The sequence below is a fragment of the Streptomyces sp. NPDC020299 genome (assembly GCF_044387825.1).
In the GTDB taxonomy this organism is placed as follows: domain Bacteria; phylum Actinomycetota; class Actinomycetes; order Streptomycetales; family Streptomycetaceae; genus Streptomyces.
In genome coordinates, this window is sequence record NZ_JBIRWL010000001.1 from 583,288 (window position 1) to 601,166 (window position 17,879).

Annotated in this window: 13 protein-coding genes; 9 read left to right on the plus strand and 4 right to left on the minus strand. The window is 70.1% G+C overall.

Annotated elements, in window-relative coordinates; translation table 11 throughout:
• The first annotated feature begins 8 nt into the window (after nucleotides 1–8).
• Nucleotides 9–1,289, plus strand: coding sequence for a GAF domain-containing protein (locus tag ACH45E_RS02750; RefSeq protein WP_361435890.1), 1,281 nt, complete (start codon nucleotides 9–11; stop codon nucleotides 1,287–1,289).
• Nucleotides 1,290–1,383: 94 nt separating this feature from the next.
• A complete protein-coding gene (locus ACH45E_RS02755; RefSeq protein WP_361435888.1) occupies nucleotides 1,384–2,907 on the plus strand; it encodes an aldehyde dehydrogenase family protein in 1,524 nt (507 codons plus the stop codon).
• Between the two features lie 1,054 nt (nucleotides 2,908–3,961).
• Here the strand turns inward: ACH45E_RS02755 and ACH45E_RS02760 are convergent.
• Complete coding sequence (locus tag ACH45E_RS02760) at nucleotides 3,962–4,906, minus strand: amidohydrolase family protein (RefSeq protein ID WP_361435886.1); 945 nt, start codon at nucleotides 4,904–4,906, stop codon at nucleotides 3,962–3,964.
• A 265-nt stretch (nucleotides 4,907–5,171) separates the two neighbouring features.
• Nucleotides 5,172–6,236, minus strand: a complete 1,065-nt coding sequence (locus tag ACH45E_RS02765) for an alcohol dehydrogenase catalytic domain-containing protein (RefSeq protein ID WP_361435884.1) — start codon at nucleotides 6,234–6,236, stop codon at nucleotides 5,172–5,174.
• A 911-nt stretch (nucleotides 6,237–7,147) separates the two neighbouring features.
• Between ACH45E_RS02765 and ACH45E_RS02770 the strand changes: the two genes are divergently transcribed.
• Complete coding sequence (locus ACH45E_RS02770; protein WP_361435883.1) at nucleotides 7,148–8,110, plus strand: amidohydrolase family protein; 963 nt, start codon at nucleotides 7,148–7,150, stop codon at nucleotides 8,108–8,110.
• A gap of 219 nt (nucleotides 8,111–8,329) precedes the next feature.
• On the opposite strand, the gene ACH45E_RS02775 is transcribed toward ACH45E_RS02770, so the two are convergent.
• Nucleotides 8,330–9,103: an IclR family transcriptional regulator gene (locus ACH45E_RS02775; RefSeq protein WP_361435882.1), complete on the minus strand. Its 774-nt coding sequence runs from the start codon at nucleotides 9,101–9,103 to the stop codon at nucleotides 8,330–8,332.
• A gap of 121 nt (nucleotides 9,104–9,224) precedes the next feature.
• On the opposite strand from ACH45E_RS02775, the gene ACH45E_RS02780 reads away from it, so the two are divergent.
• The 6 genes from ACH45E_RS02780 to ACH45E_RS02805 are packed head-to-tail and all read left to right on the plus strand — an operon-like array spanning nucleotide 9,225 to nucleotide 17,125.
• Complete coding sequence (locus tag ACH45E_RS02780) at nucleotides 9,225–10,301, plus strand: cupin domain-containing protein (RefSeq protein WP_399039821.1); 1,077 nt, start codon at nucleotides 9,225–9,227, stop codon at nucleotides 10,299–10,301.
• Entirely contained in the window at nucleotides 10,298–11,128 is an 831-nt protein-coding gene (locus ACH45E_RS02785) for a fumarylacetoacetate hydrolase family protein (protein ID WP_361435881.1), read from the plus strand. Before ACH45E_RS02780 ends, ACH45E_RS02785 begins: the two co-directional genes overlap by 4 nt.
• Nucleotides 11,125–11,850 (plus strand): maleylpyruvate isomerase family mycothiol-dependent enzyme, encoded by a 726-nt coding sequence (locus ACH45E_RS02790; RefSeq protein ID WP_361435879.1) that lies wholly within the window; start codon nucleotides 11,125–11,127, stop codon nucleotides 11,848–11,850. Before ACH45E_RS02785 ends, ACH45E_RS02790 begins: the two co-directional genes overlap by 4 nt.
• 16 nt (nucleotides 11,851–11,866) lie before the next feature.
• Nucleotides 11,867–13,420: an FAD-dependent monooxygenase gene (locus ACH45E_RS02795; RefSeq protein ID WP_361435877.1), complete on the plus strand. Its 1,554-nt coding sequence runs from the start codon at nucleotides 11,867–11,869 to the stop codon at nucleotides 13,418–13,420.
• Nucleotides 13,417–15,474, plus strand: coding sequence for an acetate--CoA ligase family protein (locus ACH45E_RS02800; protein WP_361435875.1), 2,058 nt, complete (start codon nucleotides 13,417–13,419; stop codon nucleotides 15,472–15,474). Before ACH45E_RS02795 ends, ACH45E_RS02800 begins: the two co-directional genes overlap by 4 nt.
• Nucleotides 15,464–17,125, plus strand: a complete 1,662-nt coding sequence (locus ACH45E_RS02805; RefSeq protein WP_361435873.1) for a (2,3-dihydroxybenzoyl)adenylate synthase — start codon at nucleotides 15,464–15,466, stop codon at nucleotides 17,123–17,125. The genes ACH45E_RS02800 and ACH45E_RS02805 overlap by 11 nt, the downstream gene beginning before the upstream one ends.
• Before the next feature lie 380 nt (nucleotides 17,126–17,505).
• Here the strand turns inward: ACH45E_RS02805 and ACH45E_RS02810 are convergent, their stop codons facing one another.
• Nucleotides 17,506–17,877, minus strand: a complete 372-nt coding sequence (locus tag ACH45E_RS02810; protein WP_361435871.1) for an antibiotic biosynthesis monooxygenase family protein — start codon at nucleotides 17,875–17,877, stop codon at nucleotides 17,506–17,508.
• Nucleotides 17,878–17,879: the final 2 nt, after the last annotated feature.

Consider the following 17,879-nt stretch of genomic DNA (forward strand, 5'->3'; position numbering starts at 1 on the left):
AGGCCCCCTTGACCGAACCGTGGATGGCCCTCGAGCCGGGGGCCGACCCCGCCGAGCGCGTCCGGGTGCTGCGCCGGGCGCACGAGACGTTCACCACGGCGGGCACCGTGCCGCGGCCGGTGCGGTCGGTGGTGGCGGACTCGTGGCGGCGCAGCGCGCGGGCCGGCGTCGGCCCGGACGGCACCGCCAGTGTCGAACTGACCGACGGGGACCTGGGCGCCTACCGGGCGGAGCATCCGCTGGCCCGGGTGATGCCGCTGGTCCGTGAGCTGATGGGGCCGTTCGCCGCGGACGGCGAGCATCTGCTGGCGGTGTGCGACGCGCATGGCCGGCTGCTGTGGGTCGAGGGCCACCCGGCGACCCGGCGCCGGGCGGACCGGATGAACTTCGTGCCGGGCGCGCGCTGGGCGGAGACCGCGGTCGGGACGAACGCGCCGGGCACGGCGGTCGCCGTGGACCGGCCGGTGCAGGTGTTCGCGGCGGAGCACTTCATCCGGCGGGTCCAGCCGTGGACCTGCGCGGCCGCGCCGGTGCACGATCCGCACACCGGCCGGGTGCTCGGCGCGGTGGACATCACCGGTGGGGACGGGCTGGCACATCCGCACAGCCTGGGCTTCGTACAGGCGGTGGCGCGCGCCGCCGAGTCGCAGCTCGCCCTGCTCGTGCCGCCCGGGCCCGCCGACGAGGCGCCCGCGCTGACCGCGCTGGGCCGGGACGAGGCCGCGCTCCGGCTGGACGGCCGCCGGATCGTCCTCACCCGCCGGCACAGCGAACTGCTGGTGCTGCTGGCCCGTCATCCAGAGGGGCTGACCGGTGACGAACTGCTGTGCGCGCTGTACGAGGACGAGTCGGTGCCGCCGGTGACACTGCGCGCCGAACTGGCCCGGCTGCGCAGGCTGCTCGGCCCAGGCCTGCTCGCGTCCCGGCCGTACCGGCTGACGGCGCCGGTCGAGTCGGACGTCACCGTCGTCGAACGGCGGCTGCGGGCGGGCTCGGTGACGGCGGCCGCGGCGGCCTACGCGGGCCCGCTGCTGCCCGCCTCGCAGGCGCCTGCGGTGGTACGGCTGAGGCGGCGCCTGGCCGACGGGCTGCGGGCCGCGCTGGTCGCCCGCCGCGACCCCGACCTGCTGGCCGACTGGGCGCACGCCCCCTGGGGCGAGGAGGACCTCGAGGTGTGGCGGGCGCTCGCGGCGGTGCGGCCGACGGCTGCGGTACGGGCGCGGCTCACGGCGCTGGAGTCGGAACTGACGGCGGAACCGGCGGCTCCGGCCCATCGGGCGGCGCGCTGACCGGCCGCGCAACGTCATCGCAACGTTCCGGTTCCTAACCTCGCGCCGGAAGCTGCCCAACGGCGGGCAGCGCTTCATCGGGAGGCAGACCAGCATGACCCGTTACGCGGCGCCCGGAACCGAGGGCGCGATCGTCTCCTACCAGGCGCGCTACGACCACTTCATCGGCGGCGAGTACGTGCCGCCCGCCCGGGGTCAGTACTTCGAGAACCCCTCGCCGGTCAACGGGCAGCCGTTCACCGAGATCGCCCGCGGCACCGCGGAGGACGTGGAGCGGGCACTCGACGCGGCGCACGCGGCCGCGCCCGGCTGGGGGCGCACGTCGGTCACGGAGCGCTCCGACATCCTGCTGAAGATCGCCGACCGTATGGAGGCCCACCTCGAGCCGCTGGCGGTCGCCGAGAGCTGGGAGAACGGCAAGCCGGTGCGTGAGACGCTGGCCGCCGACATCCCGCTGGCCATCGACCACTTCCGGTACTTCGCCGGTGCGATCCGCGCGCAGGAGGGTTCGCTGGGCGAGATCGACGAGGACACGGTGGCGTACCACTTCCACGAGCCCCTCGGCGTCGTCGCACAGATCATCCCCTGGAACTTCCCGATCCTGATGGCGGTCTGGAAGCTGGCCCCGGCGCTCACGGCGGGCAACGCGGTCGTCATCAAGCCCGCCGAACAGACCCCGGCCTCCATCCACTACTGGATGAGCCTGATCGCGGACCTGCTGCCAGCGGGCGTGGTCAACATCGTCAACGGCTTCGGCGTGGAGGCGGGCAAGCCCCTCGCGTCCAGCCCGCGCGTGGCGAAGGTCGCGTTCACCGGGGAGACCACCACGGGGCGGCTGATCATGCAGTACGCCTCCGAGAACATCAAACCGGTCACACTCGAACTCGGCGGCAAGTCACCGAACATCTTCTTCGACGACGTCTGGGCCCACGACGACGACTTCCGGGACAAGGCCCTCGAGGGCTTCACCATGTTCGCGCTCAACCAGGGCGAGGTGTGCACCTGCCCGTCCCGCGCCCTCGTCCAGCGCGGCAACTACGCCGAGTTCCTCGACGCCGCCGTCGCCCGCACCCGGCAGATCAAGCCCGGCCATCCCCTCGACACCGACACGATGATCGGCGCCCAGGCCTCCAACGACCAGCTGGAGAAGATCCTCTCCTACCTCGACGTCGGCCGGCAGGAGGGCGCCAAGGTCCTCACCGGCGGTGAACGCATCGAGCATGACGGGGAGTTGAAGGGCGGCTACTACGTCCAGCCGACCATCTTCGAGGGTGACAACCGCATGCGGATCTTCCAGGAGGAGATCTTCGGCCCGGTCGTCTCCGTCACCTCCTTCGACGACTTCGACGACGCCATCAAGATCGCCAACGACACCCTGTACGGCCTCGGTGCCGGCGTGTGGACCCGCGACGCCACCATCGCGTACCGTGCGGGCCGCGCGATCCAGGCGGGCCGCGTCTGGACGAACTGCTACCACGCGTACCCGGCGCACGCGGCGTTCGGCGGCTACAAGCAGTCCGGAATCGGCCGCGAGACACACAAGATGATGCTGGAGCACTACCAGCAGACGAAGAACATTCTTTGTTCTTACAGCCCTCAGAAGCTTGGTTTCTTCTAGAGCCTGAAGTCGGGTGCCTGGAGGCATCGTTGCGCTCCGGGCAACCCGACATTATAGGTACCCCCTGTAATTGATTGGGTTCTTCGCATTACTGTCTGGCATCCGAGGGAGATCCCGCCGGACCAGTCGCGGACCAAATAGCGCCGAGGGACATCAACCCACGAGCCGCCGGCTCATGAGCGCAGCGACCCGCGCGTGCCCGTGAGCAGCGCCCGGACCGCCGGCCACACTGGGAGACCTCTTCAACCTCATGGCCGCCCTGAACGAATCCGTATCGCGAGCGAAGGCTCCTCACGGCGAGAACGGGCCTGCCGACGTCCACGAGCTACCGAAGACCACGAAGTCGGAGTCTCCGCTCCAGGTGTCGAAGACACGGGGTGACCTGCTTCAGCACGGAAGTCTTACCAGCGCCGGCTCTCCCAAGACGACCCTGACCCTGCCGCTGCGACGACAGCGGGAAGCGCCAAGGCTCCCTGACGAAGTCGCCCTGCATCCATGACCACGTCGTCATCGCCCGCTCGGAACGCTTCGGCGGCCTGCGCGATCAGATCTCCAGCGGCGACACGCTCACCCCGCACCCTGCACACATAACCTGCCACTCCCCCATCCTCTCAGCGCGCGCTGACAGGCGCCCCAGTCGCCCCTTCGCTCACCCAGCGCGAGCGCGCGACCAAGCTGAGCGGCGACGACGGAGGCAGCCAAAGGATCATCGTCGGGCTGTGCACGGCGGACAGCGCCTTGCGATCAGCCTCGGCACAGGCAGAGACCGTCCAGCCTCCCGTCGGCAGCCACCGGAAACAACGCCCTGGCCATGATCGGCCAACCGCGTGACGTGACCTGAGCGCAGCGGCGAGCGGGGCCAGACCCTGCCGGACGTCTCCGCCACGGAGGAGGAGCCGGGACGCACTCCGACCGGATGCTGCGCGCCTGATTTCCGCTCCAAGGTGTGGTGGTGGGCCCGGCGGACGTCACCGGGCCCACCACCACGCCGTCCTGACATCCGGCCACCGCTGTCCTGTCGGCCCCGGATGGCCTCGTCAGCGCACCCCGATGATCAGGCCAGTCCCAGAAGGGCTTCGGCGTTGCCGGCCAGGATGCCCTGGGTGTCCTCTGCGTCGAGACCTGCGCGTTCGATGTAGGCGACGGTGTCGAGGTAGTGCTCGCCGCCCTGGTACGGGAAGTCACTGCCGAGGACGAGTCGGTCTGCGCCGACGGCCTGGACCGCGGCCCGCAGCGCGGTCTGGGAACTGTGGGCGACCGTGTCGTACCACATTCGGCGCGCCGCCTGGCTCGGCGGGAGGGGGGCCTCAGGTGCCTCGAAGTGGGCAAGGTTGTCCCACCGCTCCAGCAGCATGGGCAACGCCCCTCCGAAATGGGAGTTGAGGATGCGCACATGGGGGTAGCGCGTCACGAAGCCGCGGGTGATGAGCTGGGCCGCTACGACGGTGTCCTCCACGGGCGCGCCGACCATCCAGGTGAGGTGGTGGTCGGTGATCTGCGGGGAGGCGACGCCGTCGCCTGCGGGGTGGAGGTACATCACGGTGCCGCGGCGGTCGAGTTCCTGCCACACCGGGGCAAAGGCCGGGTCGGTCAGCGCCCGGCCCGCGGCCGAGGTGGTCAGGGCCACGCCCACCACCCCCGGCGCGTCGAGGACGCGGTCGAGTTCCGCCAGGGCCGCGTCGACGTGCGGCAGAGGAAGCACGACGAAGGCCAGGAAGCGGTCGGGGTGGCGGTCCACCAGGGAGACGTACCGGTCGTTGATCAGGCGGGCGGCGGCAGCGGCCCGATCCGGATCCGGAAGGGCGCCCGTCAGCGGTGAAGCGGAGATCACCTGCCGGTCCACACCGGCCCGGTCCATCAGGGAGAAGCGGGCCTCGAGTTCCTTGTCGGTGTCGTCGGCCCCGAGCCCACGCTGGCCGCCGGTGGTGGTGACGCCCGAGTCGGCCAGGAAGTCCAGGTAGTCGCTGGGGTAGACGTGCGCGTGTGTGTCGATGCGCATGAAGGCGTTCCTCAATCGTGGAGGGAAGAGGGGAGAGAGAAGGGGGCGGATTCCGGATTCGGCGAGGGCACATGGCGGCTTGGGCGTCGCTGTTCAAGGAGACATCACCCGCTGTGAGCCGGCTCCCCGGCGCGCGGGTCCGGGGTGGGTCGACAAGCTCTCGGTCACCGAGCGGGACGCCTGCAAGTGGGACGACCACAGCGGTCCCACCGACCTCTGGCAGGGTTCTGCCGCCTTCACCTCGTCAGTGATCGGCTCCGGGGTGTTAGGGCAGGAGAAGTACTTTGCCGGTCTGTCGGTGGCTTTCGAGGTAGGTGTGGGCTTCGGCGGCTTGTTCGAGGGGGTAGGCGCGGTCGATGATCGGGGTGATCTTTTCGTCTGCCAGCAGTTGAAGGCATAGTTGCTGGTCGCGCAGGGTGGCGCCGCGGACGCTGGCGATGGTCACCTGCTGGCCGATGAGGGCGAGTGCGTCCAGTTCGAGGCGGGATCCCTGGTCGGTCGGTGTGCCCAGGACGATGACGGTGCCGCCGAGTCGTGTGCAGGCGAGGGAGAGCTGGAAGAAGTCGTTGCCGCCGACGCAGTCCCAGACGGCGTCGGCGCCCAGGCCGTGGGTCAGCTCTCGTACCTGTGCGGGCATTCGGGGATCGATGGAGTGCACGATGTGGTCGTAGCCGAGTTTGGTGAGCGCTTCGTCGCGGTCCGCCTTGGTGGTGGTGCCGATGACGGTGGCTCCGCTCAGTTTTGCCAGTTGTGCGCAGGCGATGGCCATTCCGCCGCTGGCGCCGGTGATGACCACGGTGTCGCCGGGGCCGACGGGTGCTTGGCGCGCGCAGTTGAGGGGGGTGGTGTAGGTCCACATGGTGGCTGCGGCTGTCTCGTAGTCGACGCCGTCGGGGATGGGCAGGATGGCGTCCTGGCGGCGGGCGACGTACTGGGCGTATCCGCCGAAGACCTGGTGTCCTGGGTAGGCGGTGTCGATGCACAGGTTTTCGAGTCCGCGTAGGCACAGGGCGCAGTTGCGGCACGGGGGGTGCGGGAGCTGTACCGCCCTGTCCCCGGGGCGCCAGCGGGTGACGTTCTCGCCGGTGGCGACGATTTCACCGGCCGCGTCCCGGCCGAGCTGGAAGGGCAGGGGCCACGGCGGGCGTCCCGGGAGAGGCTGCGGCAGGTTGCCCGAGCGGTAGCGCAGGTCCCAGCTGTTGACGGCCGTGGCGTGTACGCGCATCAAGACGTCGTCCGGTCCGATCTCGGGAATCGGCGTCTTGATGTACTGGAGCACCTCGGGGCCGCCGTGTTCGAACAGGCGAACCGCCATCATGGTCTGTTCCACTTCACGTTCCTTCAGATCGTTACGCAATTCACCGCAGGCTCCACACAGCCGCCCGCACCTCACCCGACCCGGCGACACCGTGAGCGAACGGATCCCGGCCAGGCGGCTCACCAGGTCCGGACCACGAACGCGACAGCGACCGAGTCCGACGCACCCGACGCTCGACACTCCGACGCAGCCACATAGGCAGCCGCCACACGTTGACAGTCCGCCCACATTCTTGGCTACGGGTCATGAGAAAAAGCCGAGCCTACGCAGCTTTCTTACTGGCCTTGACTGGAAAGTACCCTAGAACTAGCTTGGCTCCAGTTCAAGAGAGGGACGACGGCAGTCCCACGCCACGCAGGAGCGCTCTGTAGCGGCATGAGCCAGCACCTCCTCTGCTCAGACGCTGATGGTCAAGTGGCACGCAGGGATGAGCACCAGCGACTTGCCAAGAACCAGCCTGACCTCTTTCGGGCTGGTCCAGCCCCCTGACTGACGCCATGCCTTCAGCGGCCGCGGTTGGAAGGGCCGTCGGACCGCTCGTGAACGACGCGCACCCTCGCGGAGCGCAACAGCCAATGACAGGACCCCGGCAATCACCCGCGCGCCCTCGAGGGAGAGTGGACATGCCCGACGACCGTCCCTTCCAACCCGTGACTCCGCCCGCCGAGCTCCGCATCAAGCCTGCTGCTGAGGCCACCCGACGAAGATTCATCGCCGCGACCGCCGCTGCTTCAGGAGCCGCTGTGGTCGGCGGTCTGGTCGCGGGGTCGCCCGCGCGGGCCGCCGAGGCCGCGTCCGACAGCGGTGTCTCCACTGGGGTCACCGGGCCCCGTGGGGCCAACCCCAAGCACTCGACGTCAGGTCCACCGCCCCGGCCCGCAGGCGGCCGCTCGAAGGACCATCGGAACACTTCGGAGGACAAGATGCGCATTGTGGCCGTGGAAGAGGCGTTCTCCGTTCCCGGAGCCATCCGGCAGGAGGAAGAGATCCGTCAGCACATGGCCGTGCCGGCGGCGATCAAACAGGAGTGGTTCCGGCGCCTGGACGATCTGACCGAACTGCGACTGGCGGACATGGACGCGAACGGCGTCGACGTCCAGGTCCTCTCGTACTCCACACCGGGCGTGGAGGTGATAGAGGATCCCGCGGAGGCCGTGGCGGCCGCGCGGCGGATCAACGACTGTCTCGCCCAGGCCATCGCCGCCCACCCGACCCGCTTCGCTGGCTTCGCCACCCTTCCGCTGCAGGATCCCAAGGCCGCGGTCGTGGAGCTGCGCCGGGCGGTGACCGAGCTCGGTTTCAAGGGCGTGCTGTACAACGACCATGTGCGCGGCCACTACCTTGACGAGCCGCAGTTCAGGCCCGTATGGGCCGAACTGGAGCGTCTCGGTGTGACGTTGTATCTGCATCCGGCTGTCGTTCCGGCCGACAACTGGCATGTCTTCGACGGGTATCCCGTGCTGGTCGGACCCTCCTGGGGATGGACCGCGACGACGGGCGCCCATGCGCTCCGGCTGATCTACGGCGGAGTGTTCGACGAGTTCCCGCGCGCGTCGGTGATGTTGGGCCACATGGGCGAGCTGCTGCCGTTCCAGATGGCCAGGCTCGACAGCCGCTACGACCAGGTGCCCCCCGAGCACAGGGTGCAACACCTGCCCTCGTACTACCTGCGGAACAACGTGTACGTCACCACCAGCGGGGTCATGTCGCATGCCGCGCTGCTGGGAGCCGTTCATGCCGTGGGTGTCGACCGGGTTCTGTTCTCCATCGACTACCCGTTCGAGTCCAGCGCTGCGGCGGTGGAATTCCTGCGCTCCGCACCGTACGCGCCGACCGACCTCGCGAGCATCGCGCACGGCAACGCCGAGCGCGTTCTGGGACTATGACGAGTCACGAACCTCAAGCGCTGACGAACTCTCACCCCCGCTGATGCACGACGTTCGCGCCCAGCCGGTGAGTCGGCGGCGCGGGCCGGGGCCGCTCTGGAGGACGACTACAGCTGCCTGCCGAACCGGGAGGCCCTTCGCAGAGGTCGTACGGCATGCCGCGAAGACGCCACGGCGCACGCCACCATGCGGTTTGACGGTGGCGTGCGCCGCTGCCGTTCACAGACCCTGACCGATGTCCCGCGCGGTCGCGAGCAGAGGTTGGGACAGTTCAGCGAGCCTTGCGCGGGTGCAGCGGACGGACGGAGCCGCCACGACCACGGCGGCTACGGCGGCGCCCGTACGGTCGCGCACACACGCGCCGACGGCGTGCACTCCGCGCTCGCTCTCCTGAAAATTGAGGGCGTAGCCGTGGCGGCGCACGGACACCAGCTCGTTCACCAGGCTCTCGAAGTCCTTGGGAGCTTTGGCCCGGTCCTCGGGGAGCCCGTTGGGGTAGAGGGCCCGGAGCCGGTCAGCCGGCAGTGCGGCGAGCAGGGCCTTGCCGCCCGAGGTCACGTGGGCGGGCAGCAGTGTGCCGGTGCGGTAGCTGACGCGCAGCGCCTGTGGGCCTTCCACGCCGTCGAGGAAGCGGCTGCCGTTGCCCTCGAGCACCATCAGGTGGGTCGTCTCTCGGACCGCGTCCGCCAGCCGTTGCAGGTGGGGGTGGGCGATGGTGATCAGGTCCGGAGGAGGGGCCGCCTGGCTTCCCCTGATCGCCTGCAGAGCCGGCCCCGGCCGGTACACCTTGTGACGGTCCTGCACGGCGAATCCCTCGAAGACGAGCATCGCGAGGATGCGGTGCGCGGTCGAACGCGCGACGCCGAGCCGGTCGGCGACGTCCATCACCCGAAGCTCGTCGAGCTCGTGCAGCAGACGGACGACGTGCAGGGCGTTGCCGGCGGCGCTCACCGGATACGAGGGGCTCGGCGAGAGACTGCCTGAATTCTCCATAGCGGAATCCTAACCCTCATGGATTCCGAAGAGGGGAAATCGCGGCGTAGCGTCAAAGACGGCGCGGAACGATGCGCGCTTCTTCCGGCGGTCGCCGTACAAAACGACGTGGAGGTTTTCCGTGACCGACACCACCAGCGAACAGACCGAGCGCAAGCTGCTCGACGCGCTGTACGCGGATTTCGAGGACGCGGGCCTGATCCCGCTGTGGACCCAGGTGGACGGCCTCATGCCGATGGTGCCGCAGCCCGCTGCGGTGCCGCACCTGTGGCGGTGGGCGGAGCTGCTGCCCATCGCACAGCGCTCAGGAGAGCTCGTACCGGTGGGGCGTGGCGGCGAGCGCCGCGCCATGGCCCTGTCCAACCCTGGCCTTCCGGGCCTGCCTTACGCCACCCCGACCCTGTGGACCGCGATCCAGTACCTGGGACCCCGCGAGGTCGCACCCTCGCACCGGCACAGCCAGGGAGCCTTCCGGTTCGTGGTCGAAGGCGAGGGCGTGTGGACCAACGTCGACGGGGACGCGGTGGCGATGCGGCGGGGTGACCTGCTGCTCACGCCGAGCTGGGCCTTCCACGAGCACCAGAACGTCACCGATGAGCCGATGGCCTGGCTCGACGGCCTCGACATCCCGCTCGTCTCCAAGCTGGACGCCGGCTTCTTCGAATTCGGTCCCGACGAGCTCTCCACCCGCGAAACCCCCGAGCGCTCGCGCGGCCAGCGACTGTGGGGCCACCCCGGGCTGCGCCCGATCAGCCGGCCTGACCAGCCCAACTCCCCGCTGAACGCGTACCGCTGGGAGCACACCGATGCCGCTCTTACCGCCCAGCTGGAACTGGAGGACGAGGGCGTTCCCGGCGTGCTCGAGCCCGGGCATGCCGGAGTCCGCTTCTCGAACCCCACCACTGGCAGGGACGCCCTGGTCACGATGCGCACCGAGATGCGCCGTCTGAGGGCCGGCACCCGGACCACCCCGGTGCGCACGGTCGGCTCCGCGGTCTGGCAGGTGTTCGAGGGTGAGGCGGTCGCGCAGGTCGGTGACAAGGTCTTCGAGATCGCCAAGGGCGACCTGTTCGTGGTCCCGTCCTGGTGCGAGGTCTCGCTGTCCGCCCGCACCCAGGTCGACCTGTTCCGTTTCAGTGACGAGCCCGTTTACGAGGCGCTCGGCCTCGCCCGTACCTCCCGAGGAGAACACAAGTGAAGCTCGCCACCATCCGGGTCAACGGCACCACGCGCGCCGTCCGTATCGATGACGACAAGGCGGTGGACCTGGGCGAGAGCGACCTGGTGGTCTTCCTGCGCCACGGTGACTGGGCGACGCGTGCCGCGGACGCCGACGGTGAGACGTACGAAGGCCCACTGGACTACGCCCCCGTGGTCGTCGCCCCGGAGAAGGTCGTGTGCGTCGGTCTCAACTACCGCACCCACATTCTTGAGATGGGCCGCGAACTCCCCTCGCACCCGACGCTGTTCTCCAAGTTCGCGCGGGTGCTGGTCGGCGCGTACGACGACGTGACCCTGCCGGCCGGGTCCACGCAGATGGACTGGGAGGCCGAGCTCGGCGTCGTCATCGGTGCCGAGGTCCGGCACGCCGACACGGAGCAGGCGCGGGCCGCGATCGCCGGGTACACCGTGCTCAACGATGTCACCGCCCGCGACTGGCAGTACCGCACCACCCAGTGGGACCAGGGCAAGAACTTCGAGGCCACCACGCCCATCGGACCGTGGCTGGTGACCGCCGACGACCCCGCGGTCTCCGCACAGGGTCTGAACCTGACGTGTGAGGTCGACGGCGACACCGTCCAGAAGGCCGACACCGGTGACCTCGTCTTCGACCCGGCCGCGCTGGTCGCATACCTGTCCGAGGTCGTCACCCTCGTGCCCGGCGACGTGATCGCCACGGGCACTCCGGGCGGGGTCGGCCATGCCCGCAAGCCCGCCCGCTATCTGCAGGACGGATCACTCCTCGTCACCCGGATCGAGGGGATCGGCGAGACCCGCAACACCTGCCGTCGGGAGACACGGTGAGCGAACGCCCGGCCGCGATGCTGGGGCGGGTGACCAAGGGCACGGCGGCGTTCGAAGCCGCCGTGCACCGGCTGACCGATCCGGGATTCACCAGGACCTCGTACCTGCCGGGCTGGAGCCGCGCCCACGTCGTCGCCCACGTCGCCCGCAACGCCGACGCACTCGTCAACCTGCTGATCTGGGCGCGTACCGGTGTCGAGACACCCATGTACGCAAGTGGCGACCAGCGTGCGCGCGAGATCGAGGAGGGCGCCCGGCAGCCGGCCGAGAAGCTGCGTGCCGAGCTGCTCGCGGCCGACGGCCGTCTCGCCGAGGAGTTCGCCGCGCTGCCCGACGAGTGCTGGGCGGTGACCGTACGCACCGCGCGAGGCCGTGAGGTGCCCGTCTCTCAGGTGCCCTGGATGCGGGTGCGCGAGGTATGGGTCCACACCGTCGACCTGAACATCGACACCAGCTTCGACGACGTGCCGCACGACGTGTGCGCGGGCCTCGTCGACGACGTGGCGGCCTCCTCCCCCGGTCGGCCGGACCATCTTTCCGTCCGGCTGAGGTCCGAGGACAGTGCGCACACCTGGCTGCTGGGTGACTCGGCCGACGTCAAGCCGGTCGTGGTGAGCGGTGACCTGCCCAGCCTGGCCGCCTACGCGACCGGGCGCCCCGTCCCCAGCCCGTTGTACCCGACCGGCGGGGGATCCCTGCCGAAGCTGCCCGCGTGGCTGTGAGCACGAAGGAAAGACGATGAAAGTTGCCTGCATCGGCGCAGGTCCCGGAGGACTGTTCTTCGCCACACTGCTCAAGCGGAGCCGGCCCGGCGCCGAGGTCGTGGTCTTCGAACGCAACCGCCCGGACGACACGTTCGGCTTCGGAGTGGTCTTCTCGGACGCCACACTCGACGCCATTGACGCCGCCGATCCCGTCCTCAGCGAGGCGCTGGAGAAGCACGGTCGGCACTGGGACGACATCGAGGTCCGCGTGCACGGAGCTCGGGAGCGCGTCGGCGGCATGGGCATGGCGGCTGTCGTACGCAAGACGCTGCTGAGCCTGCTGCAGGAGCGGGCCCGCGCCGAGGGCGTGCAGATGCGCTTCCAGCACGAGGTCCGCGACCCTTCCGAGCTGGACGACTTCGACCTGGTCGTGGTGTGCGACGGCGCCAACAGCCGCTTCCGCACCCTGTTCGCCGACGACTTCGGACCGACCGCCGAGGTGGCGAGCGCGAAGTTCATCTGGTTCGGCACCACCTACGCGTTCGACGGGCTCACGTTCGTCCACCAGGACGGCCCCCACGGTGTCTTCGCCGCCCACGCCTATCCGATCAGTGACTCGCTGAGCACCTTCATCGTCGAGACCGACGCGGACTCCTGGACCAGGGCCGGTCTCGACGCCTTCGATCCGTCGACCCCGCCGGGCATGAGCGACGAGACGACCAAGAGCTACCTGGAAGACCTGTTCCGCGAGCAGATCGACGGGCACCCGCTGGTCGGCAACAACTCCCGCTGGGCCAACTTCGCCACCCGCAGGGCCCGTTCGTGGCGACGGGGCAAGTGGGTGCTGTTGGGCGACGCCGCGCACACCGCGCACTTCTCCGTCGGGTCCGGAACCAAGATGGCCATGGAGGACGCGGTCGCGCTGGCCGAGGCCCTGGGGGAGGCGTCGCACAGCGTGCCGGAGGCACTGGAGATCTACGAGGAGCGCCGCCGCCCCAAGGTCGAGAAGATCCAGAACTCGGCGCGGCCCAGCCTGTCCTGGTGGGAGCACTTCGGCCGCTACGTCCGTACGCTCGACGACCCGACGCAGTTCGCCTTCCACTTCCTCACCCGCAGCATCCCGCGGGGCAAACTCGCCGTGCGCGACGCGTTGTACGTGGACCGCGTCGACGGATGGTGGCGGGGCCGTCACGATGCGGGGCCCCTGCAGACGCCTTTCCCGCGCGGGCCGTACCGACTTCCCTCGCGGCGGGTGACGGTCGACGACGACGTCCTGACCGGCATCGACGGCACCGACATCCCGATGGTCCCCTTCAGCGGTCAGTCGTCGGGGGCGGGCGTATGGATCGAAGCCCCGGACACTGAGGAGGGTCTGCCGCTCGCCCTTGATCAGGTGCGTGAGACGGCAGAGGCTGGCGCCTTGCTCGTCGGTGTACGCGGCGGTACGGCGCTGACCCGCGTACTGGTCGCGGAGGAGGCCCGGCTCGTGCACAGCCTGCCCGCCGCGATCGTCGGCGCGTACGACGACGACACCGCGACCACGCTCGTCCTCTCCGGCCGGGCCGACCTCGTCGGAGGCACCAAGTGACCACCCTGGAACCGCTGTTCGCCCCCCGAGCCATTGCCGTGCTCGGCGCATCGGCCACGCCTGGGAAGCTCGGCGCGGCGATGGCCGACTCCCTGGCTTCCTTCCCGGGGCCGGTGATGAAGGTCAACTCCGGCCGCCCGGACCCCGACCGGGGCTTCTTCCCCACCGTCGGCGAGGCCGCCGCAGCCCACGGCATCACACCCGACCTGGTCGTCTCCTGCATTCCGGCCGCCGTGACCGCGGACGCCCTACGCGAGGCGGCAGCTGTCGGCGCCCGCGCCGCGCTCGTGTGCGCGGGCGGTTTCGCAGAATCCGGCGGCGAAGGGGTGCTGCACCAGCAGGCGTTGGCCGAGGCGGTTGGAGACACCGGCATCCGTGTCCTCGGGCCGAACACCTCGGGCTTCCTCGCCCCCCACCGACGGCTCACGGCCAGTTTCGTACCAGGCGCGCCCGGCCTGGAACCGGGTCCGGTGGCGGTCGTAGCCGCGAGCGGTGGCGTGAACCATGCGTTGGCGTTCGCCCTGGCCGAGGCCGGCGTCGGCCTGCGCCTCGGGGTCGGGCTGGGCAACAGCCTGGATGTCACCCAGGCGGACGTCCTCGACCACCTTGCCGAGGACGACGGCGTACGGGCCGTCGCCCTGCACGTGGAGACCGCCGCGGAAGGCCGGCGCCTCACCGAGGCGGTACGGCGTCTGACCGATCGTGTCCCCGTGGTGGCCCTGGTCGTGGGCCGCAGCGACATCGGCGACTTCGCCCGCTCCCACACCGGTGCCCTGGCAACCTCCTGGCGCGTGACCAGGACGGCCCTGCGCCAGGCCGGAGCCGTTCTCGTCGACGACGAGCGCGACCTCGTCGACGCTGTCACCGCGCTCAGCCGCGTACGACTCCCCGCGCATCCCCGTGCAGGCGTCGGCCTGGTCACCGCCCAGGCTGGACCCGGACTGCTGCTCACGGACGACCTGCGCTCCCACGGCATCCAGGTTCCCCCGATGGTCGAACGGACGGTGAAGGAGCTGCGCGAGCTGCTCCCGGCCCTCACTTATCTGAACAACCCCGTCGACACCGGTCGGCCCTCGCCCACGATCACGCAGATCGTGGAGCGGGTCTCGGAGGACCCTGGTATCGACGTCACCGCCGTCTACGGGCTGTTGGAACCCACCACCGTGGACCTCCCGGCCGCGCTGACCGCCGCCCGTACGGCCACCCCGCTCGTCGCCGTCGTCGGCGGACCCGTGGAGCAGGCGCGACGGACCCGCCGTGAACTCGGCGACGCCGGCATTCCCTGCGCGGCCACGCCGGCCTCCGGATCGGCGATGGTGCGCGCGCTCGTCGAGGACGCGGCTGCGCGCACTCGACTGGAGGCCGTCCTCACCGCCTCCGATGCCCCCACCCTGCCCCCGCCGGGGTCGGTCGACGAGCACACGGCCAAGGGTGTCCTCGCGGACTTGGGCATCCACACGCCCGTACGGCGCGTGTGCGCCGACCCCGCCGCGGCTCACGCGGCTCTCGACGAGCTCGGCGGCTCGGTCGTCGTGAAGATCCTCGACGCGGACATCCTGCACAAGACGGAAGTGGGCGGAGTCCAGGTCGGCATCCGCACGCACGAGGAGCTCGACGAAGCCCTCGCCCGCATGCCCGCGAGCCCCGCGCTGCTGGTGGAACAGATGGCCCCCGCGGGTCCCGAACTCATCGTCGGCGTACGCCGGGACCCGGTCTTCGGCCCCGTGCTTGCTCTGGGCGCCGGGGGAACGGCTGCCGAAATCCTCGGCGACGTCTCCCTGCGCCTCGCGCCTCTGTCCGCGAACGAGGCCCATGGGATGCTCGACGAGCTCGCCACCCGCCAGCTGTTCCTCGGCGCGCGCGGCGCCACCCCGGTCGACCGCGCGCGACTCACCCACGTGCTGCTCGCCCTGGCCTCCCTCGCCGCCGACGACACCGTGGCCGAGTGCGAGATCAACCCTTTGCGCGTCCTGCCCGACGGCGACGTCGTCGCGCTCGACGCCGTACTGCTGCTGCGTGACCCCCGGGATCAAGGAGGATCCGATGACGCGTGAGGGATTCGTGCGCTGGCCCAAGGAGGCGGGCGACCGCTACCGCGAGGCCGGGTACTGGCGTGGCAGGCCGCTCGGCTCATACCTTCATGAATGGGCGGAGACCTACGGCGACGCGGTGGCTGTAGTGGACGGCGATACGCGTCTGACCTATCGTCAACTCGTCGACAGGGCAGACGGATTGGCATGCCGCCTGCTGGACAGTGGTCTCAGATCCGGGGACGCGATGCTCGTCCAGCTGCCCAACGGCTGGGAGTTCGTCACACTCACGCTCGCCTGCCTGCGGGCTGGAATCGCTCCCGTGATGGCGATGCCCGCGCACCGCGGTCACGAACTGCGCTACCTGGCCGCCCATGCCGAGGTCACCTCGATCGCCGTACCGGACCGACTCGGCGACTTCGACCACAAGGCCCTGGGGCGGGAGGTCGCCGAAGGCACCCCAAGTGTAAGGTTGTTGCTCGTTGCGGGTGGCACGGCCGGTACCGACGCCACGGACCTGCGCGCCCTGGCCGAACCGGCCGACGACCCGGCCGGCGCACGGGCCCGGCTCGACGACATCTCTCCGGACAGCGGCGACATCGCCGTCTTCCTGCTCTCCGGCGGTACAACCGGACTGCCGAAGCTCATTACCCGCACCCATGACGACTACGAGTACAACGCGCGGCGCAGCGCTGAGGTCTGCGGCCTCGACTCCGACTCCGTCTACCTGGTGGCGCTGCCCGCCGGACACAACTTCCCCCTGGCCTGTCCCGGCATCCTGGGCACCCTCATGAACGGCGGCCGGGTCGTCCTGGCCCGCACCCCGGAACCCGGCAAGGTGCTGCCGCTGATGGCCGCCGAGGGCGTGACGGTCACCGCCGCCGTACCGGCCGTCGTCCAGCGCTGGATCGACGCGGTGGCCTCGGGCCGCCACCCCGCCCCGCCCGCACTCAGGCTGTTGCAGGTGGGTGGCGCCCGCCTTGCGCCGGAGGTCGCCCGCCGCGCCGAACCCGTGCTCGGTGGCACGCTCCAGCAGGTGTTCGGCATGGCAGAGGGACTGTTGAACTACACGCGCCCTGACGACCCCGACGAGATCAAGATCGAGACGCAGGGGCGCCCCATGTCCCCGGACGACGAGATCCTCGTCGTCGACGCCTCCGACGAGCCGGTTCGGCCCGGCGAGATGGGCGCGCTGCTCACCCGTGGCCCGTACACCCCACGCGGCTACTACCGGGCCGCCGAACACAACGCCCGAGCGTTCACCCCCGACGGCTGGTACCGCACCGGTGACGTCGTCCGGCTGCACCCGTCGGGCAATCTCGTCGTCGAAGGACGAGACAAGGACCTCATCAACCGGGGCGGTGAGAAGATCTCCGCCGAGGAGGTCGAGAACCTGATCTACCGCCTGCCCGGTGTCGCCCGCGTCGCGGCCGTCGCGAAGGCCGACCCCGACCTGGGGGAGCGGGTGTGCGCGGTCGTGGTCGTCGAGCCGGGGACCCACTTGAGCCTCGAATCGGTCCGTGCCGCCCTCACCACCATGCAGGTGGCGCGATACAAGCTTCCGGAAGACCTGCTGGTCGTGGAGGAGTTGCCGCTGACAAAGGTCGGCAAGATCGACAAGAAGCGTCTGCGGGATGTCGTCCGTGGCAAGGCGGACTCCGTCGGGGCGGTGTGACGGCGCTCGCCGCGGCGGCGAACGGGCCGGCGTCGTCACGGTGACCTTCCCTTCCCCGGAGGGAGTCAATCGGCTTTGCCGGCCTTCTGGCGGTACCTGGGAAACAGCTCCTGGTACCGCCATCGCCGTCGCCCCGTGTCCCGACCGTCCGACCAGCGGCGGGATCTCCCCCGACCCGGTGACCAGCGGCATTCGTCCTCTCGTACGTCCCGCCGCTGAGCCCTTCTCTGCGCGGACCCGGCCGAGTACTGCGAGCACCAGTCGGTCGGTCAGAGGACGCGGATCGGCGGCGTCGGCGCGAGCCCGCGGCTGACCAGGAACCGAACGTCGCTACCACGTCCGCGCGTGGCGAACGGCGGCGTGGACTCGGCTGGCGGTCGTCATTCCCCGTCGCAGACGCCCTCTACAGCGAACTTCTGGTAGAGGTGCGGGTAGGCCACGGTACCGGCAGGGTAGCTCGCCAGATGCGAGGCGAACTCCGGCGTGCCGAGCGCTGCACGGAGGTGCTCGGTGGATTTCCAGACCGCGACGTTGGTGAAGAGCCGGCTGCCGGCTATGCCCCGGTACAGCTGCACCGAGAGGAGGCTCCCCGACCTCTTCATGTACTCCGCGTCGTCCTTCCAAGCGGCCACCACCTCGTCCTCCTTGCCCTCCGGGGCAACAAAGGTGTTGATGATGGTGACCGGGCCGGCCTCCTCCTTCTGCTGGTCGTGGAAGTGGGTGGACTCGTCGAGCTGGCCGAAACTGAGCATGG